Origin of the sequence: Halomonas sp. TA22, from assembly GCF_013009075.1 — a bacterium.
Classification (GTDB): domain Bacteria; phylum Pseudomonadota; class Gammaproteobacteria; order Pseudomonadales; family Halomonadaceae; genus TA22.
Genome location: NZ_CP053108.1, coordinates 578,334 through 600,650, shown reverse-complemented (window position 1 = coordinate 600,650; position 22,317 = coordinate 578,334). Strand labels below are relative to the sequence as shown.

Below are 22,317 nucleotides of genomic sequence, written 5' to 3'. Positions count from 1 at the left end.
GATGAACACAGAGAGTCTGTCGTTCGAAAAGCGCTCAGGCGTTGCCTGGATCGGCTTCAATCGCCCGGCCAGCCGCAATGCGATGACCTGGGAAATGTATGACGCACTCGAGCGCTGCTGCGATGCGCTCGCCCAGGACGATTCGATCCATGCCGTGGTACTGCACGGGTGCGGCGGCGAGGCATTCGTGGCCGGTACCGACATCACGCAGTTCGCCAACTTCAGCGAGCCGCAAGATGCCATCGACTATGAAAGGCGTATCGACCGGGTGGTGGGCAAGCTCGAGACGCTTGCCAAGCCCACCATTGCCATGCTCGAGGGCTTCTGTATCGGTGGCGGGGCGGCCTTGGCCATGGTCTGCGATTTTCGCTACTGCACTCCGTCGCTTAAGTTCGGCGTACCGATTGCCAAGACCTTGGGCAACTGCCTGTCGATCACCAATGTCTCGCGCCTGATCGATATGGTCGGCCTGGCCCGCACCAAGGAAGTGCTGATGGCGGCCAGGCTGTTCAGCGCCGACGAGGCGCTGCAGGCGGGGCTGGTGAACGGGATATTCGATGCCGACTCGATTGCCGTCGAGGTGGAGGCGCGGGCCCATGAGTTCTCCAAGCGCGCGCCACTGACGATTCAGGCCAGCAAGGCGCTGATCCAGCGCGTGCAGGAGCACCGGCGTGCCGCGCGCGATGCCAGCGACGATTGGGTCACGACCTGCTACATGAGCCGCGACTTCAATGCGGCGGTCGACAAGTTCATCAACAAGACGCCCTTCGAGTGGACGGGTAAGTAAGCAACAGTCGGAGTGCCGAGATGCTACCTCTACAGAATCTGAAAGTGCTGGATGTCTCCCAGATCATGGCCGGGCCTTACTGCACCATGGTGCTTGCCGACATGGGCGCCGAGGTGATCAAGATCGAAAAGATCAAGGGCGGCGATGACAGCCGCCAGATGGGGCCTTACGTCAATGACGAGTCGACCTGCTTTTCGCAGATCAACCGCAACAAGAAGAGCGTGTCGCTCAACCTCAAGGATGAGCGGGCCCGCGAGATCTTCTACCGCCTGGCCAGGGATGCCGATGTCATCGTCGAGAACTACCGACCGGGCGTGACCCAATCGCTCAAGATCGACTACGACACGATCAAGGAGATCAACCCGGGTATCGTCTACTGTTCGATTTCCGGCTATGGCCAGACCGGGCCCTACAGCCATCGGGGCGGTTTCGACCTGGTCGCCCAAGGCATGAGCGGCTTGATGTCGATGACCGGCGAGGCCGGCCGGCGGCCGCTCAAGACCGGCATCGCGGTATATGACATCGGGGCGGGCATCACCGCGGTCTACTCGATCCTGGCGGCGCATATCCACAAGATGAATACCGGTGAAGGCCAGCATATCGACATTGCCATCACTGAATGCGGCCTGCCATGGTTCACTTGGGAGGCGGCGGCTTACTTCGCCGAGGGCAAGGTACCCGAAGCCACCGGCTGGCGGCATCGGGTTTCGGCGCCTTACCAGGCGGTCAAAACGCGCGATGGCTACATCATGCTCGGCTGTGCCAATCAGCGTACCTGGGAGCGCTTCGCCCAGGACGTGCTCGAGCGTGATGATCTGGTCAGCGACGCGCGATTCGTGACCAATCTTGCCCGAGGCCAGCACGTCGATGAGCTGGAGAGCCTGATCGAGGCCATCATGGTCGAGCAGGACATGGCCCATTGGCTCGATCGCTGCGACAAGGCCGGTGTGCCGGCGGGACCAATCAACGACTTCGCCCAGGCCATGGAAGATGAGCACTATCTGGCGCGTGACATGGTGCAGGAGATGGAGCACCCGGTGATCGGCAGAATGAAGACGATCGGTTTTCCCAGCAAGTTTTCCCGTACGCCATCAAAGATTCGCAGCCCGGCGCCACTGTTCGCCCAGCATACCGACGAGGTGCTGTCAGGCATCGGTTTGTCTGCCGAGGCGATACATGAACTGCGCGAGGCAGGCAGCATCAAGTAGCGATTTCATCGTCAAAATTGAATTCATTATCCTAAATTCAATAATTCCAAGGAGTCATCATGTTGAATCTCGATTTTCACCCTTCCGGTCGTCACTTTCTGCAGATTCCCGGCCCCTCACCGGTACCGGATCGCATTCTACGCGCCATGAGTCTGCCCACCATCGATCACCGAGGTCCAGAGTTCGGTGCCCTGGGGCTTGAGCTGCTGGCCAAGACCAAGCGGATATTCAAGACCGAGAATCCGGTCATCATCTATCCCGCCTCGGGAACTGGGGCATGGGAAGCGGCGCTGGCCAATACCCTGTCGCCCGGCGACAAGGTGCTGATGTTCGAAACCGGTCACTTCGCCACCCTGTGGCAGAAAATGGCCCTTCGCCTGGGACTGGAACCTGAGTTCATCGGCCTGCCGGGGAATGAAGGGTGGCGGCGGGGGGTGCAGGCGGAGATGATCGAAGCGCGCCTGAAAGAGGATGTCGACCACACCATCAAGGCCGTGTGCGTGGTGCATAACGAGACCTCCACCGGGGTCACCAGCGATATCGCGGCGGTTCGCCGCGCCATCGATGCCACAGGCCATCCGGCGCTGTTCATGGTCGATACCATTTCGGGGCTTGCCAGTGCCGATTACCGGCATGACGAGTGGGGTGTCGATGTGACGATCTCCGGCTCCCAGAAGGGGCTCATGCTGCCCCCCGGGATCAGCTTCAATGCGATTTCCGACAAGGCCCTCCAGGTCAGCGCCACTGCTCGGCTGCCCAGAAGCTTCTGGGCCTGGGACGAGATTCTGGAAGCCAACAAGACCGGCTATTTCCCCTACACGCCGAGCACCAATCTTCTCTATGGCCTGAACGAGGCGCTCGACATGCTGCTCGATGAGGGGCTCGACCATGTCCTGGAGCGCCACCAGCGCTGGGCCGCGGGGGTGCGTGCCGCCATCCAGGCGTGGGGGCTTGAGATCCAGTGCCAGGACCCGGCCGTCTACTCGCCGGTGCTGACTGGCGTGATGATGCCGGAGGGGGTGGATGCCGATGCGATCCGCAAGGTGATCTACGAGCGCTTCGACCTGTCGTTGGGAATGGGGCTGGGCAAGGTCAAGGGCAAGATGTTCCGGATCGGACATCTGGGCGATTGCAACGATCTGACGCTGATTGCCACCCTGGGAGGGTGCGAGGCGGGCCTCAAGCTGGCGGGTGTCGAGCTCAAGTCGAGTGGCGTAACGGCGGCATTGGAGTATTTCGTTCAAAACCCGCTGAGCCCAGTCGCTCGCTAGTGGCGCGATCACAGGTGTAATGCAGGAGTGAACGATGACGTCCTTGAATCAGAACAATACGCGATCACCTGACGCACGCATCAAGCCGATTTCCGAGCTTGCCACGCGACTGGCAAGCGAGGTCGCCGGTGAGGTGCTTTTCGATCATGCCTCGCGGGGGCGCTACGCGACCGATGCCTCGATCTATCAGGTCATGCCGATCGGGGTCGTGGTTCCGCGCCATCAGCAGGACCTGAAGGTGGCGCTGGATATCGCCCTCGATGCCGGCGTGCCGGTGCTGCCGAGGGGGGGCGGTACCAGCCAGTGCGGCCAGACCGTGGGGGAGGCGTTGGTACTGGACACGTCGCGCTGGCTGAATCAGATCGTCGAGTTCGATGAGCAGGCGCGCACCGTGGTGGTGGAGCCGGGTATCGTGCTCGATCACCTCAATGCCTGGCTCAAGACGTACGGGTTGTGGTATCCGGTGGATGTATCGACAAGCGCGCAGTGCACGATCGGCGGCATGGCCGGCAACAACTCCTGCGGTTCGCGATCGATCTACTACGGTAACATGGTGCACAACGTGCTCGGGGTCGAGGCGCTGCTGGCCGATGGCAGCGAGGCCACGTTCGGCTTTGTCGATGAGCTTCCGGAGGCCGGCCGGGTGCGCTTGATTGCCGACAGGGTCAAGCAGATCGCCGAGCGTGTCGATCCGCAGATTCGCGAGAATTTTCCCAAGGTACTGAGGCGGGTCGGGGGCTATAACCTCGATCTCTTCAACTGCCAGAACCCCAAGCCCTACGATCCTGACGGACGCGTCAACCTGGCGCATCTGCTGGTTGGCTCGGAAGGGACCTTGGGGCTGACCCGACGGGTCAAGTTACGACTCTCGCCACTGCCCACCCACAAGGTGCTGGGGGTGGTGAATTTCCCCACCTTCTACCAGGCGATGGATGCTGCCCAATATATCGATAAATTGGGGCCCACGGCAGTCGAGCTCGTCGACCGCACCATGATCGATCTCTCCATCGAGAACCCCGCGTTCCGCCCGGTGATCGAGAAGGCGCTGATCGGCAAGCCTGACGCCATTCTGCTGGTCGAGTTCGCCGGGCACGACAGGCAGGCGCTGCTCGATACGCTGCGCAAGCTCAACGAGCTGATGGGCGACCTCGGCTTGCCGGAGAGTGTGGTCGACATGCCCGGCGGTGATGAGCAGAAGGCGCTATGGAACGTGCGCAAGGCTGGCCTCAATATCATGATGAGCATGAAGGGCGATGGCAAACCGGTGTCGTTCATCGAGGATTGCGCGGTACCGCTTGAGCACCTCGCGGAGTACACCGACAAGCTGACCCAGGTCTTCAACCAGCACGGTACCGAAGGTACCTGGTACGCCCACGCAAGCGTCGGCACGCTACATGTGCGTCCGATACTGGACATGCGTCGTGATGGTGGCGCGAAGATGCGCGAGATCGCCGAACAGGCCTCCGCCCTGGTGCGCGAATACAAGGGGGCCTACTCCGGTGAGCATGGCGACGGGATCTGCCGCGGCGAGTGGGTGGCCTGGCAGTTCGGCGAGACGCTCAATGACGCCTTCAAGGAGATCAAGCAGCTATTCGATCCGAAGGGGGTATTCAACCCGGGCAAGATCGTCGATACGCCTCGGATGAACGACGAGCGCTATTTCCGCTTTCCTAAGCACTATCAGGCGATACCCGTGACCCCGGTATTCGACTGGTCGGCCTGGAACGTCAAGCGCGACCCGCTCACTGGCGAGGAGAGCGAACCCGGCAGTGCCGGCGACCCTACTCATGGCCTCGCCATGGCGGTGGAGATGTGCAACAACAACGGCCACTGTCGCAAGTTCGATGCGGGCACCATGTGTCCCAGCTATCGCATCACTAGAGACGAACAGCACCTCACTCGGGGGCGGGCCAACACCCTGCGCCTGGTGCTCTCCGGCCAGCTGGGCGAGGAGGGATTGGCGGGCGATGACGTGAAGGCGGCGCTGGATCTGTGCGTTTCGTGCAAGGGCTGTCGGCGCGACTGCCCGACCGGGGTGGACATGGCCAAGTTCAAGATCGAGGCGCGAGCGGCACGTGCCACAGCCAAGGGACTCTCGCTGCGCGAGCGCATGGTTGGCGAAATGCCCAGATATGCCCCCTACGCCAGCCGCTTGTCAGGGCTACTGCGTACGGCCGAGCGCGTGCCGTTCATCTCGCGCACGATCAAGCAGATGCTTGGGCTGGCACCTCAGCGTGACCTGCCGGCCTTTGATGGCAATTTCCTGGCTGGCGCGGCAGGCGTCACTGTCCCGGCGGCCGGTGTTCGCGAAGTACTGCTGTTCATCGATACCTTCAACAACTATATGGAGGGCGAGAACGCCGTCGCGGCCAAGCGCGTGCTGGAAGCAGCCGGATACCATGTGCACCTGAACGCTCGCCAGAACGAGCGACCGCTCTGCTGCGGTCGCACCTATCTCTCGTCAGGCCAGGTAGACAAGGCGAAGGCGGAGGCCAAGCGAACGCTCGAGCATCTCCTGCCCTATGTTCGCCGCGGCGTATCGATCGTGGGGCTCGAGCCTTCGTGCCTGCTGACCATGCGCGACGAGTTCCTGCAGTACGGTTATGGCGAGGAAGCCAGGGCGCTTGCCGACTCGGCCTACCTGTTCGAAGAATTCCTGGTCAAGGAGCACGAGGCGGGAGCGCTGACCCTCGAACTCAAGCCGATAGGCGTCTCACGAGCGCTGCTGCATGGCCATTGCCATCAGAAAGCCTTCGATGCGGTGCGTCCGATCGAACAGGTGCTCAGGTGGATTCCTGGCCTCGAGATGGAAACCATCGAGTCCTCCTGTTGCGGCATGGCCGGTAGCTTTGGCTATGAAGCAGAGCATTACGATGCTTCACTGAAGATGGCCGAACTATCCTTGTTGCCGGCGATTCGTGCCAAGGGGGAGGATGCCGTGCTGATCGCCGATGGCACCAGCTGTCGTCATCAGATCAAGGACGGGGCCGCCCGGGAAGCGATGCATGTGGCGCGTCTATTGGCGCAGGCACTTGGCCATGCCGAGCCTAGAGCATCGATCTAGAGAATGGAACTAGAGAGCGGATCCAGGCAACAGACCCAAGAGACAAAAAAGGAGAGCACATGGCTATTTACCGCTATGGAGAACAGGCGCCGCAGATCGCTGACGATGTCTTCGTTGCCGAGACGGCGGATGTGATGGGACAGGTGGTGCTGAAGCGTAATGCCAGCGTCTGGTATCAGGCGGTCCTCAGAGGCGATACCGAATGGTTGACCATCGATGAAGGAAGCAATATTCAGGATGGTGCCATTCTGCATGCCGACCCGGGCTTCCCTTTGTCGGTGGGCAAGAACGTGACGGTCGGGCACCAGGCCATGTTGCATGGCTGCACGATCGGCGATGGGAGCCTTGTCGGCATCCAGGCGGTGGTGCTCAACGGCGCGGTGATCGGAAAGAATTGCCTGGTGGCGGCGGGTGCGGTCGTCAAGGAGGGGGCATCATTCCCCGACAATACCCTGATCGTGGGGGCACCTGCGAAAGTGGTCAGGGAGCTCTCTGCCGAAGCCTTGGAAGGCTTGAAGAAGAATTCGGCGAGCTACGTTGAGCGAGGCCGGCTGCATGCGCAGGGTATCGAGCGCATCGGCTAAAAAAGCCACTAGCGAGAAAAGATAAAGCCACCACGACCGGGAGGTCGTGGTGGCTTTAATTATATGCCACGCGTGGCGTCAGACGATCAACTTCCCATCAGCGGGTCCGTTACGCCGATCACGTAGAAGGCGATCAGCGCGATGATGCCGGTGAAGATCAAGTAGTAGATCGTTGGCAGAATGGTCTTGCGCAACGTCTCACCCTCACGTCCCAGCAGACCAACGGTGGCCGAGGCCGCGACCACGTTGTGGATGGCGATCATGTTCCCCGCGGCGGCACCGACGGCCTGCAAAGCGACCATCATCGCGGTAGAGAGGCCAAGCTGCTGAGCCACGTTGAACTGGAAGTCCGCCAGCATCAGGTTGGCTGCGGTGTTGGAGCCGGCGATGAAGGCGCCCAGGCCGCCGACTGCCGGTGCGAAGAACGGATAGACACCACCCACGCTGTCGGCCACGAACTGGGCCATGGCGACCGGCATCGAGACCAGATCCGACCCGTTGACGCCCGAGTTGATCAGGATGCGCACCATCGGGATGGTGAAGATCAGCACGAAACCGGCGCCCAGAATGGTGCGGGTCGATTCGTTGAAGGCCGCCTTCACCTCATTGCCGCGCATGCGGTGCATGAAGATGGTGATCAGGACGACGAAGACCAGAATGCCGCCAGGCAGGTAGAGCGGGGCCAGCGTCCCGGAGACACCCGCTTCACCGAGAATGTTGCTCCAGCCGAACACGACCGAGTTGAGCGCTTCGCGAACCGGTGCAACGGTGCGCGAGATGACCAGGAACACGGCCAGCAGCACATAAGGCACCCAGCCCATGAAGGTGGAGATCGGCGTCTTGCCGGCGATATCGTCGAGCTTGATCTCCAGCTTGCCGATCCACTCGTCCGGCCAGGACTTGGCGTCGGGAAAATCCCAGATGTCCTTGGGAATCAAGAATCCCTTGCGTGCTGCCGGTACCACGATGGCTAGGCCGACCATGGCGCCGATCATCGACGGGAACTCTGGCCCCAGCAGTACCCCGGCCAGCATGTAGGGCACCACGAAGCAGATACCGGCAAAGATGGCGAAGGGGGTGATCGAGAGGCCTTCCGACCAGGAGCGATTGGCGCCGAAGAAGCGCACCATGATCACCACCAGGATCAGCGGCATCAAGATACCGACGATGCCGTGAGTGATGGCGACTTCGGCGGTGATAAGACGGAAGTACTCTTCCCAGTTGGAACCCTGTTCGATCAGGCCTGCGCTTATCTCGGCCTGATTGATGCCGCCGGTGACGCCCACCACGATCGGGGTACCCACGGCACCGAAGGAGACCGGCGTGGACTGAATCATCATGCCAACCACGACGGCTGCCAGCGCCGGGAAACCCAGTGCCACCATCAGTGGTGCGGCCACGGCCGCCGGAGTGCCGAAGCCCGAGGCGCCCTCGATGAAGCAGCCAAACAGCCAGGCGACGATGATGGCTTGTACGCGGCGGTCGGGGCTGATCCCCGAGAAGCCGTTACGAATCGCCGCGATACCGCCTGAGTGTTTCAGGGTATTGAGCAGCAGGATGGCACCAAAGATGATCCACAGGATCGAGGCGGTGAGGATCAGGCCCTGTAGCGACGATGCGACGACCCGAGTGAAGGTCATGTCCCAGGCGAAGAGCGCGATCAGCGCGGCGACGATGAAGACGATCGGCATGGCAACCTTGGCGGCCATGCGAAAGCCTATCAACAGTACACCGGCCAGCAGCAATGGCGCGAAGGCAAGTAGCGCGAGTATTGTCTGATTCATGAGGGAGTCTTCCTCTTGGCTTTATTCGGCATGTCGTTCTGCTCAAGTGGTCCGGGTAGTAGTGGTAGCCGGCTTTGCTGTCATGTTTTTTGGCAAGTGAAACCCTGCGGTGACAAGGGCAAGATAAGCGGATAGAGGGGGCTTTGACTACACTTGGATAATTGGTATTACCAGCGCAGTGTAGTCATATGTGAATAACAATAATTATTTGTTTTTAAATAATTTATGCAGGTTTGTATGGCGGATTTGTAGGCTTTTTTTGCTCTATTTCCCGCTTTTCGTTCGACTAATGGACAACAAGGAGTAGGCTGGCAACATAGCCTTTAAACACCGCCAAGTGGCAATGATGAAAAGTGGCGTGATGTAATAAATACGCTTTGAGAAAAGGAAAAGAATATGTCCCGTTTGCTATACGACCTTAGTGGTGTCGATGATGGGTTGCGGTTTTCTCCGTACTGCTGGCGGGTGAAGTTCGCGCTTGCTCACAAAGGGCTCGATTACCAGACCCGTCCTTGGCGCTTTAGTGAAAAGCAGGCTCTCGAATTCTCAGGGCAGAGTACCGTGCCCGTAATGGTCGATGGCGAGGAGGTGGTGTCCGACAGCTACGAGATCCTGCGCTACCTGGATCGTAACTATCCCGACAAGCCGCTGCTGGGCGGTGTCGACGCCGAAGCCCGGGCCCGCTTCTTCAAGTTCTATGCTGAACGCTCGCTCGCCCCGGCGATCATGCGCACCATCGTCATGGATCTGTTGAATGCCATTGCCCCGGAGGATCGCGACTACTTCCGTGAGAGCCGGGAGAAGCGCTTCGGGCGCAGCCTTGAGGACCTGCACTCGCCGAGCAAGGGGTTGTCGATGCTCGATCAGGCGCTGGAGCCAATGCGTGGCCGACTTGCCGAATCCGACTTTCTCGATGGCGATGCCCCGGCGGCGGCCGACTACCTGGTCGTTGGCAGCTTCATGTGGGCTCGTGTGGTGTCGACGGCGGATCTCGTCTCGAACGCCGATCCGGTCTATGCCTGGCTCGAGAGAATGCTCGATCTCCATGGCGGCCTGGGCCGGGAGGCGATGCGTATCACCGATGTGAAGGGTGCCTATCGCTGAGTCACTCAAACGGTGGCGATGTGCCATGATGAGGTGCATAGGGCGAGAGGTATCAATGACGAGCAACAGGAGGTTCGCATGATCGATCTTTACTATTGGACGACGCCCAACGGTCACAAGGTCACGATCTTCCTCGAGGAGGCGGGCCTTGAGTATCGCCTCAAGCCGATCAATATCGGGCGGGGAGAGCAGTTTGCAGCCGAGTTTCTGGAGATAGCCCCCAACAACCGGATTCCTGCCATTGTCGATAAGAAACCGCTGGATGGGGGACAGCCGTTACCCCTGTTCGAATCCGGGGCGATACTTGAATACCTGGCCGACAAGAGTGGCAAGTTTCTGCCAAGGGAGGGGCGCGAGCGCTATGTGATCCTGCAGTGGCTCTACTGGCAGATGGGCGGACTTGGCCCCATGGCTGGCCAGAATCATCACTTTCGCAATTACGCGCCGCAGAAAATCGAGTATGCCATCGAGCGTTACATCAACGAGACTGCGCGCCTATACGCCGTGCTCGACAAGCGCCTCGACGAGAATGCGTTCGTGGGCGGCGAGGAGTATTCGATAGCCGACATGGCGATCTGGCCCTGGATCAAGCCCTATGAAAACCAGGGTCAGGATATCGAGGACTTCCCCAACGTGCTGCGCTGGTTTCGCACGATCGAGGCGCGTCCCGCCGTCAAGCGCGCCTATGCGCTGGTGGACGACATCAATCCTGACAACAACGTGAAGATGGACGATGAGGCGCGTCGCCATCTGTTTGGGCAGCGCTAGGCGACTCCCCTGTAAGTTGCTGCCTTTGCATGACTCTGCCCAGCGATGCTGGGCAGAGTCATTTCACTTGGACTGGCTGGCAAGCCACCCTCTCCACCCGCCATATTGAGTGACCTCCTGGGCATCTCCACCTTCATGCAGTGCGCCTTCGGCGCAGATGAAACCGGTTTTCCACTCGCCGCCGGCCAGTTCCACCTGCCCTAGGCCGAGCGGGGCTGGAATCCCGGAGAGCAAGCTACCGAGCGTCTCGATGGGCAGTCGCCACACCTCTACCTCAATGGCGGCGCCCTTGTATTCGTCTCGCACCATCGCCGGCCGTGCAGGCGGGCCGCCGGCGAGGGCGTAGAGGCGGTAGCGCGGCGCACTTGCGGCTACCTCGACCAGTACGCCGCCACGCTGGGTGAGTTGATGGTTGAGCGGAAGGCCATCAAGATGCGCACCACATACCGCCAGTTCCAGCGTGCCATCCTGGGCCGGTGCGAGATCGTCCAAGGCGGTACGCGCAAGCGTGGTCGCGCCCAGCGGCAGCATCAACCGGGCCTCCAGGGCGCGGCCGAGCGAGAGCAGCTTGAGATCGTCGAATGCCGCACCGAACAGCGTCACGCCGAAGGGCAGGCCGGACTCGGTGAACCCGGTGGGTACGGCAAGGGCGCTGTAATCGAGCAGGTTCATGAAGTTGGTCCAGGTGCCGAGTCGCGAGTTCACGCCGATCGGATTATCCGCCACTTCCAGCTTGGTGGGGTGGGTCACGGTGGTGGGCGAGAGCATCACATCCACCTCGGCCAGCAGGGCGTCGGCCTGACGCTTGTACTCGGCGAGCTGGTAGCGGGCGTCGAAGGCATCCACGGCGAGCGGCGTGGCGCCGCCTTCGGTGATCTGGTGGGTTACCGGATGCACGGCGTTGGGATTACTTGCGAGCAGGTCACGAATGGCGTGATAGCGCTCGGCGACCCAAGGGCCCTCGTAGAGCAGCCGGGCGGCGGCGAGCAGCGAGGAGCAGTCGAGCTCGACTTTTTCGCCGCCCAGGGCCTCGAATTCGGCGATCGCTGCGTGCATGCCGGTCGTGTACGCCTCGTCGGTATGCCACTGCGCTTCGGGCGGCACGCCGAAGCGAAAACGCGAGGGCGTCTGACCGTAGCGCTTGCAGTGCACGGCGAAATCGTGTCGCCTCGACCAGGCGCACTCGGGGTCGAAGGCACTGGCCACCCTGAATACGGCCTGGGCATCGTCGGCACTCAGCGCAAACAGGCTGATGGTGTCGAGCGTGGCACAGGCCGGCACCACGCCGCGGGTGCTGAGAAGCCCCAGACTGGGCTTGACGCCGAACAGGTTATGGAAGCAGGCCGGAACGCGCCCCGAGCCGGCAGTGTCGGTCCCCAGCGCGAAGCTCACCTGGGCGGCGGCGGTCACCACCGCAGAGCCGCTGCTCGAGCCGCCGGGAATGTAGTCGGCATCGAAGGCGTTGCCCGGTACGCCATAGACGTCGAGCGCTCGCTCGCCGACCAGGCCGGTGGCGAACTGATCTAGGTTGGTCTTGCCCAGCGGAATGGCGCCGGCATCGATCAACTGCTTCACCACGAAGGCATGCTCATCCGGGGTATAGGCAAAGGCGGGGCAGCCGGCGGTGGTCGGCACGCCCGCCAGGTCGATATTGTCCTTGATCGCAAAAGGGATGCCGTAAAGCGGCAGAGTGTCCGGCGATTCGCTCTCCAGGCGGGCGAGATAGGGTGCGACCTGCTCGCGGGACAGGCGGGTGATCCAGGCCGGGTCGTGTCCTCGCTCGTCAGCCTCGGTGAGCAAGGTGTCGATGAGTGACTTCGGGGTGAATTCGCCGCGACGATAGGCAGCGTGCAGGGAGTTGATATCCAGGCGTTGAGCGCTCATGAGGCATGTCCTTCGGTCAAAACGGAGTGGCGACAAGTCAATTCTTCCCGCCAGGGATGAGTCGAGAGCGTCACGCGCCAGCCGTCGGTCTCTCGGCACAGGTAGTCCAAACGCAGGCTTGCGCGCCAACGCAGGGTGTCGTCATCGAGGCGTTCTGGTGGCGTGAACAGAGCCTCGACACCCGGGCCAGACGGTCGGTGCACGATGGCGATGGCATGATCGCCGAGCTGCATCCAGGTCGGCAGACCCCTGTCATTGAGGATCAGATGCTCTTCGCCGGTGCTTGCTAATCGTTCCCAGTGCTCCAGATAGTGGCCGTACGGATGGCGCTCCTCCAGTGCGTTGGTGTCGAGAAAGCGCATCGCGCCGACGTCGCGCTCAAGGCTCGGAGCGAGGTCGGCCAGGCGATGCCAGCTGCAAAGCTCGCCCTCCACCTGGGTCAGCCCGGCGAAGGCCGTTAGGCTGGCGAGCCAGATAAGCTGCTCGCGTGAGCAGCCGGCGAGGCCGCTGACGCCGGTGAAGTCGGGGCGCTCGGCGGGCAGGCGCAGGTCGGCATGCCAGCTCGACGTCTGCAGCCAGATCACCTGGGTGGTGGTGTCGAGCTGGGTATGAGGCGGCGCGCTGGGCTCGGCATACAGGGTACGCTTCCACACGCCGCGATAAGCCGTCGGGAGGTTGGGCCAGGCGACACTCATGTGTCTGCCTCCTGATGGCGACCGTGCTGGCCGAGAGTGCCCACATTTCGTGCGCCTTCGGGCAGGTCGATCTCACCGCGCGCCAGGCGCTGTTGCAGGTAGCGGAAGGTCTGGATGGTTTGGGCATAGAGATGATCGCCGGCCTTGAGTGGAGCGTAGCGGGGCTCGCCGCCGTGTCGTGCCACCAGTTCGGGCAACGGTGCCACCACGGTGTGGTAGTCGCAGGCGAAGAACAGCGGAAACGAATAGCGCTCCTCCTTCACCTTGCGTACCCGGTGCGAGGTGGCGACGAACTCACCGTTGGTCCAGATCTCCAGCATGTCGCCAATATTGATCACCAAGGCGTCATCGCGGTAGGGCACCTCGATCCATTCGCCGGCACCGTTCATCACCTCGAGCCCGGGTGCGGTGGGCAGCAGCAGAGTGAAGCACTCGTAGTCGGTGTGCGCGCCGATGCCCTGAACATCCTCGGCATGGGGGTCGAAGGGGTAGTGGATCAAGCGCAGCTGACTGGGTGGCTTGTTGACGTAACGCAGAAAGTGCTCTTCTGGCAGGCCGAGCGTCAGCGCGAAGCCGCGCATCAACGCCCGCCCGACCTGGTAGGTGGCCTGATAATACGCTTCGACGGGCTCGCGGAAGCCGTCAAGATCCGGCCAGGGGTTGGGGCCGAGCAGCGGGGTGCCGGCGCGCACGCCCGGGTCGTCGGCGGGCAGTTCGAAGGCCAGGTCGAAGGCTTCCTTGAGGTCGCGCTTGTTGGGGTCGGGTGCCTCCTCCCCTTGGGGTACATAGCCGCGGTGATGATCGTAATTACCGATGTAGCGCATCATCTTGGCGTCGAGCGGCTGGGCAAAAAATGCCTTGGCTTGCTCGATCAGGTTTTTCCGCATTGCTCGGGAAATGCCGTGGCCGACAATCTGGAAGAAACCGACCTCGCGAGCGGCACGGCCGAGCTCGCTGGCGACTGCCTGGCGGGCCTCGATGTCATCGCCGAGCAGCGCCTGGATATCGATCACCGGGATGGATTGGAACTCCTCCAGGCGGGTATCGGGTTGCGGTGCGCTCATGCCATGCCCTCCTCAAGTGCGGTCAGAATTACCAGTGGCTGGCCCGGGGCCACGGCCGCTCCCTCGTGTATCGGTAGCCGCGCCACGCGGCCCGCCTGAAAGGCGGTGACCTCGACCTCCATCTTCATCGATTCGACCAGGGCGATGACCTGGCCGGCTTCGACCGAGTCGCCCTCGCTGATCAGAAGCTTCCACAGGCTGCCGGTCACGGGGCTGTCGATGCCGCTCTCTCCCGCACCAAGCTCGGCGGCCTCAAGGGTCACGGGGGCCTGGTCTTCGAAGGTGAGCTGGCCGCTGGCGCGCCAGTTGGCCATCTCCTGCTGGAAGGCGGTCTCGCGGCGTTCCCGGAACACGGCAATCTTCTCGGCGCGGGCGTCGATATCGGCCTGGTAGTCGGCGAGTTTGAAGTGCGTGGTCTCGATCTCGAGCGGATAGCGCCCATGGGGGAAGTCACGGCGAATCTGCGTGAGCTCCTCGTGGCTGACCTCGAAGAAGCACAGCTGATCGAAGAAGCGCAGCAGCCAGGGACTCTCGAAATATTCGGTCTGGCGGTAACGGTTCCACATCTGCAGGGTGCGGCCGACGAACTGATAGCCGCCGGGCCCTTCCATGCCGTAGACGCACAGATAGGCGCCGCCGATGCCCACCGAGTTCTCGGCGGTCCAGGTGCGTGCCGGGTTGTACTTGGTGGTGACCAGTCGCTGGGAGGGGTCGAGCGGCGTGGCCACCGGTGCACCGAGGTAGACGTCGCCCAGGCCCATCACCAGGTAGCGGGCATTGAAAACGATGTCGCGCACCTGCTCGATGGCATCCAGCCCATTGATACGACGAATGAACTCCAGGTTGCTTGGGCACCAGGGCGCATCCGGGCGCACGCTTCTCTGATACTTGTCGATGGCTTCCTGGCAGGCCGGATCGTCCCAGGAGAGCGGCAGGTGCACGGTACGCGCCTCGACCTCGAGTGCTTCGACGTCGCGCAGCTCGCGCTCGGCGCGTTCCAGGTGGGCAAGCAACTTGTCGAGCGCGAGTTCGCTGGGTTCGTAGTGGACCTGCAGCGAGCGAATGCCGGGCGTCAGCTCACGCAGGCCCGGTAGCGCGTTTTTCTGAAGCCATAGCATCCAGGCATGGGCACGAAAGCGCAGCGCAATGTCCAGCTCCATGGCACCGAACTCGACCAGCAAGAAGTCGTCGCCGGCACGGCGGTAGACGATGCGCTCGCCGGCAGTCTCGGCCGGCACGTCGCGCAGAATGGGGCTGCCGCGACGTTCTTCGACAGCGATGGCCGGCTGCTCGCTAAGGGAAGCGAGCTGGGCTTGCTGGCGCGCTTCCAACTGGCGGGCGATGGCCAGATCCACTGGCACGAAGCGAATGCGGTCGCCGGCGGTGAGCTGGCCGAGTTTCCAGCGCTCGGCGCGCACCACCGTGGCGGGGCAGACGAAGCCGCCCAGCGAGGGGCCATCGGGACCGAGGATCACCGGCATGTCGCCGGTGAAGTCGATGGTACCGAAGGCGTAGGCATTATCGTGAATGTTCGAGGGGTGCAGGCCGGCCTCGCCGCCGTCAGCACGTGCCCATTCGGGACGCGGACCGATCAGGCGCACGCCGGTGCGGCTGGAGTTGTAGTGCACTTCCCAGGCATGGGCGAAGAAAGTGTCGATGTCGGCTTCTGTGAAGAAGTCCGGCGCGCCATGCGGGCCGTATAGCACGGCGATCTCCCAGTCATGGCTCGCCTCCTTGCCGCCGATTGGGGGTTTGAGCGCCTCGGGCAGAGCACGCGGCGGCGCAGCGTCCAGCTCGGGCAGGTCGAGCATGTCGCCGCTGCGCAGGGCGCGCCCAGCGTGGCCGCCGAACTGGCCGAGGGTGAAGGTGGCTTTCGAACCGAGGTAGGCAGGGCAATCGATGCCGCCGCGTACCAGTAGATAGGCACGCGCACCGGCGCTGGCCTTGCCCAGCGCGAGGGTCGCTCCGGCGGGCACGTCGAGCACCTGCCAGAACGCCACGGGGTCGCCATCGAGGGTGGTGGGCAGTTCTGCTCCGGCAAGCGCGATCTGGGTGGCGCGATGAAAGCGCAGCGTGGGGCCGGTCAGGGTGATCTCGAGCCCGGCGGCGTCAGCCGGGTTGTCGAGCAGGCGGTTGCCGAGGCGGAACGACCAGTCGTCGAAGGGGCCGGAGGGCGGCACGCCCACGTCCCAATGCCCCTGGCGCCCGGGATAGTCCTGGATCGTGGTCATGGTGCCGGCGCTGAGCACCTCGATGGCCGGTGGCGCCCAGTCGAGTTCGCCCAGCCAACGGGTGTGCACCTCAGCCGTCCGGAAGCGGGCATTACGCAGCACATGCGAGAGCCAGCGGCGGTTGGTGGCGATGCCATAGACGCTGGACTGCTCAAGCACGTCGGCCAGGCGCTCGATGGCGTTATCGCGATCTTTGGCATGCACGATTATCTTGGCGAGCATCGGATCGAACAGCGCCGAGACCTCAAGCCCCGCCTCAATGGCATGATCGACGCGCAGGCCTGGCGTCTTGGGGAATGCCACTTCGGTGAGCAGCCCAGCGCTGGGGCGGAAATCGTGGCTCGGGTCCTCGGCGTAGAGACGCGCCTGGATGGCGTGGCCTTGCGGGGCGAGGTCTCGGGTCAATATGTCGAGATCGGGAAGTTCGTCGGCGCCGAGACGCACCATCCATTCAACGAGATCCACGCCATACACCTCCTCGGTAACACCATGCTCGACCTGCAGCCGAGTGTTGACCTCGAGAAAGTAGAATGTCTTGCGCTCGGCATCGTAAATGAACTCCACGGTCCCGGCATTGCGGTAATTGACTGCCTCGCCCAGGCGCACGGCGGTGGCGTGCAGCTCGCTGCGCACGCGCTCGGGCAAGTTGGGAGCCGGGCACTCCTCGAGCACCTTCTGGTGACGGCGCTGGGTGGAGCAGTCACGTTCGCCGAGTGCCACGACCTTACCCCGGCCATCGCCGAACAGTTGCACTTCGAGATGACGCGCACGGGCGATATAGGCTTCAAGGAAGACGCTGCCATCGCCGAAGTTGCGCTCGCCCAGGCCGCGTACCGAGTCGAAGGCGCGCTCGAGGGCCGGTGCATCCTCGCAGACCTGCATGCCGATGCCGCCGCCGCCGGCGGTGGACTTGAGCATCACCGGATAGCCGATGCGTGCAGCCTCGGTAACGGCCTCTTCGACGCTGGCGAGAAGGCCGGAGCCCGGCACCAACGGTACGCCGGCACGCTCGGCCAAGGCACGTGCCTCGTGTTTTAAGCCAAAATCGCGGATCTGATCGGCAGTGGGGCCAAGAAACGCCAGCCCGGCCGCCTCGCAGGCGGCGATGAAGCGGGTGTTCTCGGAGAGAAAGCCGTAGCCGGGATGCACCGCCTCGGCGCCGCTCTGCCTGGCGATGTCGATCAGCTTGCCGATATCCAGGTAGGTGTCGGCGGCACCGCCTTCACCCAGCGACCACGCCTCGTCGGCCTGATGGACGTAGGGGGCGTCTCGATCGGCCTCGGCATACACGACGACCGAACCGGTGCCCAGCTGTTTGAGGGTACGTAGAATTCTGGCGGCGATGGCGCCGCGATTGGCGATCAGGACCTTGGAGAACATCGTGCTTCGTCCCTAATGATGGTGCGGGTCGTCCCGCGTCCTTGTCGGGCTCCGTGGGTCGTCCCAGGAGCCAGCGCCTCATTATTTCCAGATCAGCAGTTCGATGGGCGTCGGGTTGTAGCCGTTGCAAGGGTTGTTGAGCTGGGGGCAGTTGGAGACCAGCACCACCACATCCATCTCGGCAACCATCTCCACGTACTTGCCGGGTGCCGAGATACCATCCTCGAAGGTCAGGCCGCCCTCGGCGGTGACCGGCACGTTCATGAAGAAGTTGATGTTGTGGGTGATGTCGCGCTTGGTGATGCCATACTCGGGATGATTGGCGATTGCCAGCATCCAGTTGTCCCGGCAGGAGTGCATGTGGCGCTTCTCCAAGTCGTAGCGCACGGTGTTGCTTTCGCTGGCACAGGCGCCACCCAGGGTGTCGTGACGCCCGCAGGTATCGGCGGTGATGGTCAGCATCGGGTTGCCGTCGTTGGAGAGCAGGCGCGAGCCGGCGGTGAGATAGACAGCGCCCTGCTCGCGAACCGTGTCCATGGCGCTGTAGCGCTCGGCGCTGTCATGGGCATTGAAGAACAGGGTGTCGGCGGCCTGATTGCCCTCCAGGTCGAGGATACGTAGGGTCTGGCCGGCCTTGACGATGCCGATGAAGTGATCGCCGGCGTCGACGGTAGTGCGACTGAGCGCATTCTCGGGACGTAGGGTGCTTGCGATGATCATGGTGTTCTCCCTTACAGACCGAGGTGGTAGAGGCGATTGTTTTCGAAGCCGCGAGCGTTCTCCGGTCGCGAGCGGTAGCAGATATCCTCCTCGGTGGGGGGCTGCGCAGTGCCCAGTGCGATCTCCACGCCGCGGCGCGGATATTCGAGACTTGGATCCAGCGGATGTGGGCAGGTGTGCAATAGCACCAGAGTGTCCATCTCGAAACGTAGCGTGACGCTTGCACCGGGCTGGCAGTGACCAGGCACGTAGCGCAGTCTGCCCCCGTCATCGCTCTCGACGCGCGAAAAGAGGTTGAGGTTGGCCGCGAGATCGCGACGGCTAAGGCCATACTTGGCCAGCTCGACCAGGAAGGCGTCATGGCCGGTACGTGTCCACTCGTTGTGGCCCTGCTGGTAGCTGACCGACTGCCAGCCCTTGGCGACCAGGTGGCGAGGCATCAAGTTGCCACTGACGCTGTCGTGCCAGCCTAGGTCATCCTCGACGATCGAGGCGAAGATACGCCCCATGTCGGAATAGAGGCAGTGGCCCCGGGTCAGCTTGAAAGTGTGCTGGCATTTCAGCGTATCGGGCAGGTTCAAACGCTCAAGCAGATTTTCGGGGTTATAGCAGAGCAGTCCGACATTGGTGTCCGCCTCATGGGCGGTCAAGGTCAACGTGGTGCCGCGACGTAGCCGAAGCGACCAGTGATGACCGCCCGGCAGATGGGTGATGTAGTGCACATCCGATGGCGTGCTCATAGCAGCGTCTCCTGTGACAGCGTCTTGATGCCGCGCTCGGCAAGCTGCGCCGGAAGGTCTTCCGGTAGCTGGCGCTGGTCGATCGGCAGGTCGTAGGTGATGGTGGAGCCAAAGGCCTCGGGAGCCTGGGGATCGTGGCGTGTCTTGTCGAACACCCACAGCCGTGTGCCTAGCGTGAAGGCCTCCTTGAGGTCATGGGTGATCATGAAGATGGTCAATTGCTGCTCCTCCCACAGGCGGGTGATCAGGCTGTGCATGTCCTGGCGGATACCCGGATCGAGAGCACCGAAAGGCTCGTCGAGCAGTAGGATACGGGGGCGCATCATCAGTGCCTGGGCGATCGCCAGACGCTGCTGCATGCCGCCGGAAAGCTCATGCGGATACTTGTCCAACGCATGGTCGAGCCCGACTTCCCGGATTCGCTCCATGGCCTTGTCTCGGGCGCGGCGGCGTGCGGCTCCAACACACTTCCCGAGCAGCTTCGATTGACGTAGTTCCTCGGCGATCATCACGTTGCCGAGTACGGTGAGATGCGGGAACACCGAGTACTTCTGGAACACCACGCCACGATCAGGGCCCGGCTCGTCGGGAATCGGCCGGCCGTCAAGGGTCAGCGAGCCGCGCGAGATACGCTCGGTACCCAGCAGCATCTTCAGGAAGGTGGTTTTGCCGCAACCCGAGGCACCCACCAAGGTGACGAACTCGCCGGCTTCGACGTGAAAATTGAGCCCTTCGAGCACGATATGATTGCCGTAGCGCTTCTCCAGGCGCTTCGCTTCGAGCAGACTCATCTTGAGTTCCTCATTTTTGATCCCCCTCACCGGCGTGATACCAGGGGAATGCCAGGCGCGAGGTCCAGGCAAGCGCCTGGTCGAGCAGGAACGCGAGCAGGGTGATCCAGGCGACATAGGGTAGGATCACGTCCATCGACAGGTAGCGGCGTACCAGGAAGATGCGATAGCCAAGCCCCTCCTGGGAGGCGATGGCTTCTGCAGCGATCAGGAACAGCCAGGCGCTGCCCAGCGCCAGGCGAGTGGCGTTGAGCAGGCGAGGCGTCAATTGTGGCAGCAGTACGCGGATCAGCACCTGCCACGAGCTGGCGCCCAGCGTCTGGGCCTTGATTAGTTGCTCGTCGGGCAGGCGCAGCGCATGTCCCTGCAGGTCTCGAATCAGGAAAGGCGCCACCCCGATCACGATCAGTCCGATCTTGGCCATCTCGCCGGTGCCGAAAGCGATGAATAGTATCGGCAGAATTGCCATCGGCGGGATCAGTGAGGCCACTGTGACCAGGGGGGAGAGCTTGGCGCGGATTAATGGCAGGCCGCCACTGACGATGCCTACAACCAGGCCGATCAGCGCACTGATCGCCACCCCGAGCAATAGCCGTTCGAGGCTGGCCAGGGTATCGGCCCAGAGAGTGATCTGACCGGTACGCACGTTTTCCGCCGTGGCCAGGTTGTAGAAGGTCTGGGCCATGGTGGTGGGCGCAGGAAGCAGTCGATCGCCTGGGTTCTCGGCGAGTCGGGCATTGGACAGGCTGAGATACACCATCGCCAGCAGCACAAAGGGTGCCAGGCCAAGTAACCAGCGACCGCCGTAGGAGGGCGTAAGATTGATCAGGCGTTTCATGGCGAACTCCGCATCGGGACAAGTGACCGGTGGGCGGCCTGGCCGACAGGGCAGGCCGCCCACTCGCATTTACTGGCGGGAGTCGATATAGGCTTGGGTATAGCTGGGATCGAAGCGCAGCATGATATTGCTTTCATCGCCGTAAACGCCGCTGGGCGTCTCGACGCCGACCACGCCAGGATCGGGCGCCATGTCGCCGAGTAAGCCATGCTCGAAACTGAATTCGGCGACGCGCTGCATAGTCTCGAGCAGCTCATCACCCTCCATTAGTGCTATGGCTTCGGTGGGATCGGTATAGAGGTAGGTGGCATCGAGCTGGGCAAGATACCCCTCGAGATCGGTGCCGGCCGCATCGGCCATGATCGAGAGGGCCTGTTCATCCCTAGCCTCGACCAGCGCCATGACTTCGTACCAGGCGCCGACCAGGGCATGGCCGAAGTCAGGATTGGCGGCCAGGGTGTCGGTGTTGACTACCATCATGTCGAGAATCTCGCCGGGAATCTCGGCGGAGGTATAGACGACATTGCTGTCCGGCATGTCGGCAATGGCACTGAGCTGGGGATTCCAGGCCGCCACAGCTTCGGTGCTGGCGCTGCTGAATAGCCCGACGATGTCGGCGTCCGAGGTATTGACCGTTTCGATATCACGCTCGGTCAGGCCGACGCTCTCCAGGGCCCGAGCCAGGAAGTAGTGCGAGACGCTGAATTGTACCAAGTTGACCCGACGCCCCTCGATGTCGGCCAGATCGTCGCTGTTCTTGAGCACGATACCGTCGTTGCCATCGGAGTAGTCGTTGATGATCAAGGCAGTGGAGTCGACGCCGCTGGCTGCGGGAATGGTCAGGGCATCCATGTTGGTCATGGCGCAGCCATCGACATTACCGGAAGTGAACTGGTTGATCGATTCCACATAGTCGTTGACCTGGATGACATCAATGCTGATGCCATATTCGTCGGCCCACTTGTCGACGATGCCTTCTATGTCTGCATAGGCCCAGGGCATCCATCCGGCATAGATCGACCAGCAGACGCTGAACTGATCGCGCTCCTGGGCCTGAGTCATCGGTGCACTTAGGGCCGTGGCGAGTAGAGTGGTGGATAGCGTCGCTGCAAGGATAGAGCGATTGGGCAGAGTGCGGGGCATAACGGCCTCCAATTGACGTTGGGTAACTCGAGGGCATCGGCGCAGTCATCTGCACCTTATCCTCCCGGGCTTTTCCCCCGCCGTGTAACCTTGCGCCTGATAGGCGCCGGGTCGATGGCTCTCGGACCAGTCATCGCATCTGGGGTGAATATTGATGCGATCGGAACCCTAGCCATCCATTGGAAAGCAAATTGTCTGGCAGCTGTGCTGCCGATACCCCATGGACTCCATTTATCCCTACAAGAAGTCTGCCAGTCGCGC

17 protein-coding genes and 1 riboswitch are annotated in these 22,317 nt (G+C 62.3%); of the genes, 7 read left to right on the top strand and 10 right to left on the bottom strand.

Features of this window, described 5'->3' with window-relative positions; genetic code table 11:
* Position 1 precedes the first annotated feature (1 nt).
* Genes HJD22_RS02675 through HJD22_RS02655 form a run of 5 tightly spaced genes read left to right on the top strand, consistent with a single transcriptional unit; the run spans position 2 to position 6,914 of the window.
* Positions 2 to 787: an enoyl-CoA hydratase/isomerase family protein gene (locus HJD22_RS02675; RefSeq protein ID WP_208655632.1), complete on the top strand. Its 786-nt coding sequence runs from the start codon at positions 2 to 4 to the stop codon at positions 785 to 787.
* A gap of 20 nt (positions 788 to 807) precedes the next feature.
* On the top strand, positions 808 to 1,995 hold the full coding sequence (locus HJD22_RS02670) for a CaiB/BaiF CoA-transferase family protein (protein ID WP_208655631.1): 1,188 nt from the start codon (positions 808 to 810) through the stop codon (positions 1,993 to 1,995).
* Positions 1,996 to 2,054: 59 nt separating this feature from the next.
* Complete coding sequence (locus HJD22_RS02665; protein WP_208655630.1) at positions 2,055 to 3,266, top strand: alanine--glyoxylate aminotransferase family protein; 1,212 nt, start codon at positions 2,055 to 2,057, stop codon at positions 3,264 to 3,266.
* Positions 3,267 to 3,300: 34 nt separating this feature from the next.
* Positions 3,301 to 6,330 carry an FAD-binding and (Fe-S)-binding domain-containing protein gene (locus tag HJD22_RS02660; RefSeq protein WP_208655629.1) on the top strand — a complete coding sequence of 1,010 codons (3,030 nt, stop codon included), beginning with the start codon at positions 3,301 to 3,303 and terminating at the stop codon, positions 6,328 to 6,330.
* A 59-nt stretch (positions 6,331 to 6,389) separates the two neighbouring features.
* Complete coding sequence (locus HJD22_RS02655) at positions 6,390 to 6,914, top strand: gamma carbonic anhydrase family protein (RefSeq protein ID WP_208655628.1); 525 nt, start codon at positions 6,390 to 6,392, stop codon at positions 6,912 to 6,914.
* Between the two features lie 86 nt (positions 6,915 to 7,000).
* On the opposite strand, the gene HJD22_RS02650 is transcribed toward HJD22_RS02655, so the two are convergent.
* Positions 7,001 to 8,698, bottom strand: coding sequence for an L-lactate permease (locus tag HJD22_RS02650; protein ID WP_208655627.1), 1,698 nt, complete (start codon positions 8,696 to 8,698; stop codon positions 7,001 to 7,003).
* Positions 8,699 to 9,094: 396 nt separating this feature from the next.
* Between HJD22_RS02650 and HJD22_RS02645 the strand changes: the two genes are divergently transcribed.
* Together HJD22_RS02645 and HJD22_RS02640 are read left to right on the top strand one after the other, a co-directional pair.
* The gene (locus HJD22_RS02645; protein WP_208655626.1) at positions 9,095 to 9,802 is read left to right on the top strand and encodes a glutathione S-transferase N-terminal domain-containing protein; all 708 of its coding nucleotides are present in this window, start codon (positions 9,095 to 9,097) and stop codon (positions 9,800 to 9,802) included.
* 78 nt (positions 9,803 to 9,880) lie between these two features.
* Entirely contained in the window at positions 9,881 to 10,570 is a 690-nt protein-coding gene (locus HJD22_RS02640) for a glutathione binding-like protein (RefSeq protein ID WP_208655625.1), read from the top strand.
* A gap of 63 nt (positions 10,571 to 10,633) precedes the next feature.
* On the opposite strand, the gene atzF is transcribed toward HJD22_RS02640, so the two are convergent.
* From atzF to HJD22_RS02595, 9 genes are all read right to left on the bottom strand, one after another.
* Positions 10,634 to 12,454 carry an allophanate hydrolase gene (atzF, locus tag HJD22_RS02635; protein ID WP_208655624.1) on the bottom strand — a complete coding sequence of 607 codons (1,821 nt, stop codon included), beginning with the start codon at positions 12,452 to 12,454 and terminating at the stop codon, positions 10,634 to 10,636.
* Positions 12,451 to 13,149 (bottom strand): hypothetical protein, encoded by a 699-nt coding sequence (locus HJD22_RS02630; protein ID WP_208655623.1) that lies wholly within the window; start codon positions 13,147 to 13,149, stop codon positions 12,451 to 12,453. The genes atzF and HJD22_RS02630 overlap by 4 nt, the downstream gene beginning before the upstream one ends.
* A complete protein-coding gene (locus HJD22_RS02625; protein ID WP_208655622.1) occupies positions 13,146 to 14,213 on the bottom strand; it encodes an isopenicillin N synthase family oxygenase in 1,068 nt (355 codons plus the stop codon). Before HJD22_RS02625 ends, HJD22_RS02630 begins: the two co-directional genes overlap by 4 nt.
* On the bottom strand, positions 14,210 to 17,824 hold the full coding sequence (uca, locus tag HJD22_RS02620) for an urea carboxylase (RefSeq protein ID WP_208655621.1): 3,615 nt from the start codon (positions 17,822 to 17,824) through the stop codon (positions 14,210 to 14,212). The genes HJD22_RS02625 and uca overlap by 4 nt, the downstream gene beginning before the upstream one ends.
* 81 nt (positions 17,825 to 17,905) lie before the next feature.
* Positions 17,906 to 18,544: an urea amidolyase associated protein UAAP2 gene (locus HJD22_RS02615; RefSeq protein ID WP_208655620.1), complete on the bottom strand. Its 639-nt coding sequence runs from the start codon at positions 18,542 to 18,544 to the stop codon at positions 17,906 to 17,908.
* Positions 18,545 to 18,555: 11 nt separating this feature from the next.
* A complete protein-coding gene (locus tag HJD22_RS02610) occupies positions 18,556 to 19,284 on the bottom strand; it encodes an urea amidolyase associated protein UAAP1 (RefSeq protein WP_208655619.1) in 729 nt (242 codons plus the stop codon).
* Positions 19,281 to 20,075 (bottom strand): ABC transporter ATP-binding protein, encoded by a 795-nt coding sequence (locus tag HJD22_RS02605; RefSeq protein WP_208655618.1) that lies wholly within the window; start codon positions 20,073 to 20,075, stop codon positions 19,281 to 19,283. Before HJD22_RS02605 ends, HJD22_RS02610 begins: the two co-directional genes overlap by 4 nt.
* 10 nt (positions 20,076 to 20,085) lie before the next feature.
* Positions 20,086 to 20,913: an ABC transporter permease gene (locus HJD22_RS02600; protein WP_208655617.1), complete on the bottom strand. Its 828-nt coding sequence runs from the start codon at positions 20,911 to 20,913 to the stop codon at positions 20,086 to 20,088.
* A gap of 69 nt (positions 20,914 to 20,982) precedes the next feature.
* Complete coding sequence (locus tag HJD22_RS02595; protein WP_208655616.1) at positions 20,983 to 22,056, bottom strand: putative urea ABC transporter substrate-binding protein; 1,074 nt, start codon at positions 22,054 to 22,056, stop codon at positions 20,983 to 20,985.
* Positions 22,057 to 22,115: 59 nt separating this feature from the next.
* Positions 22,116 to 22,239: riboswitch (guanidine-I (ykkC/yxkD leader) on the bottom strand.
* Between the last annotated feature and the right edge of the window lie 78 nt (positions 22,240 to 22,317).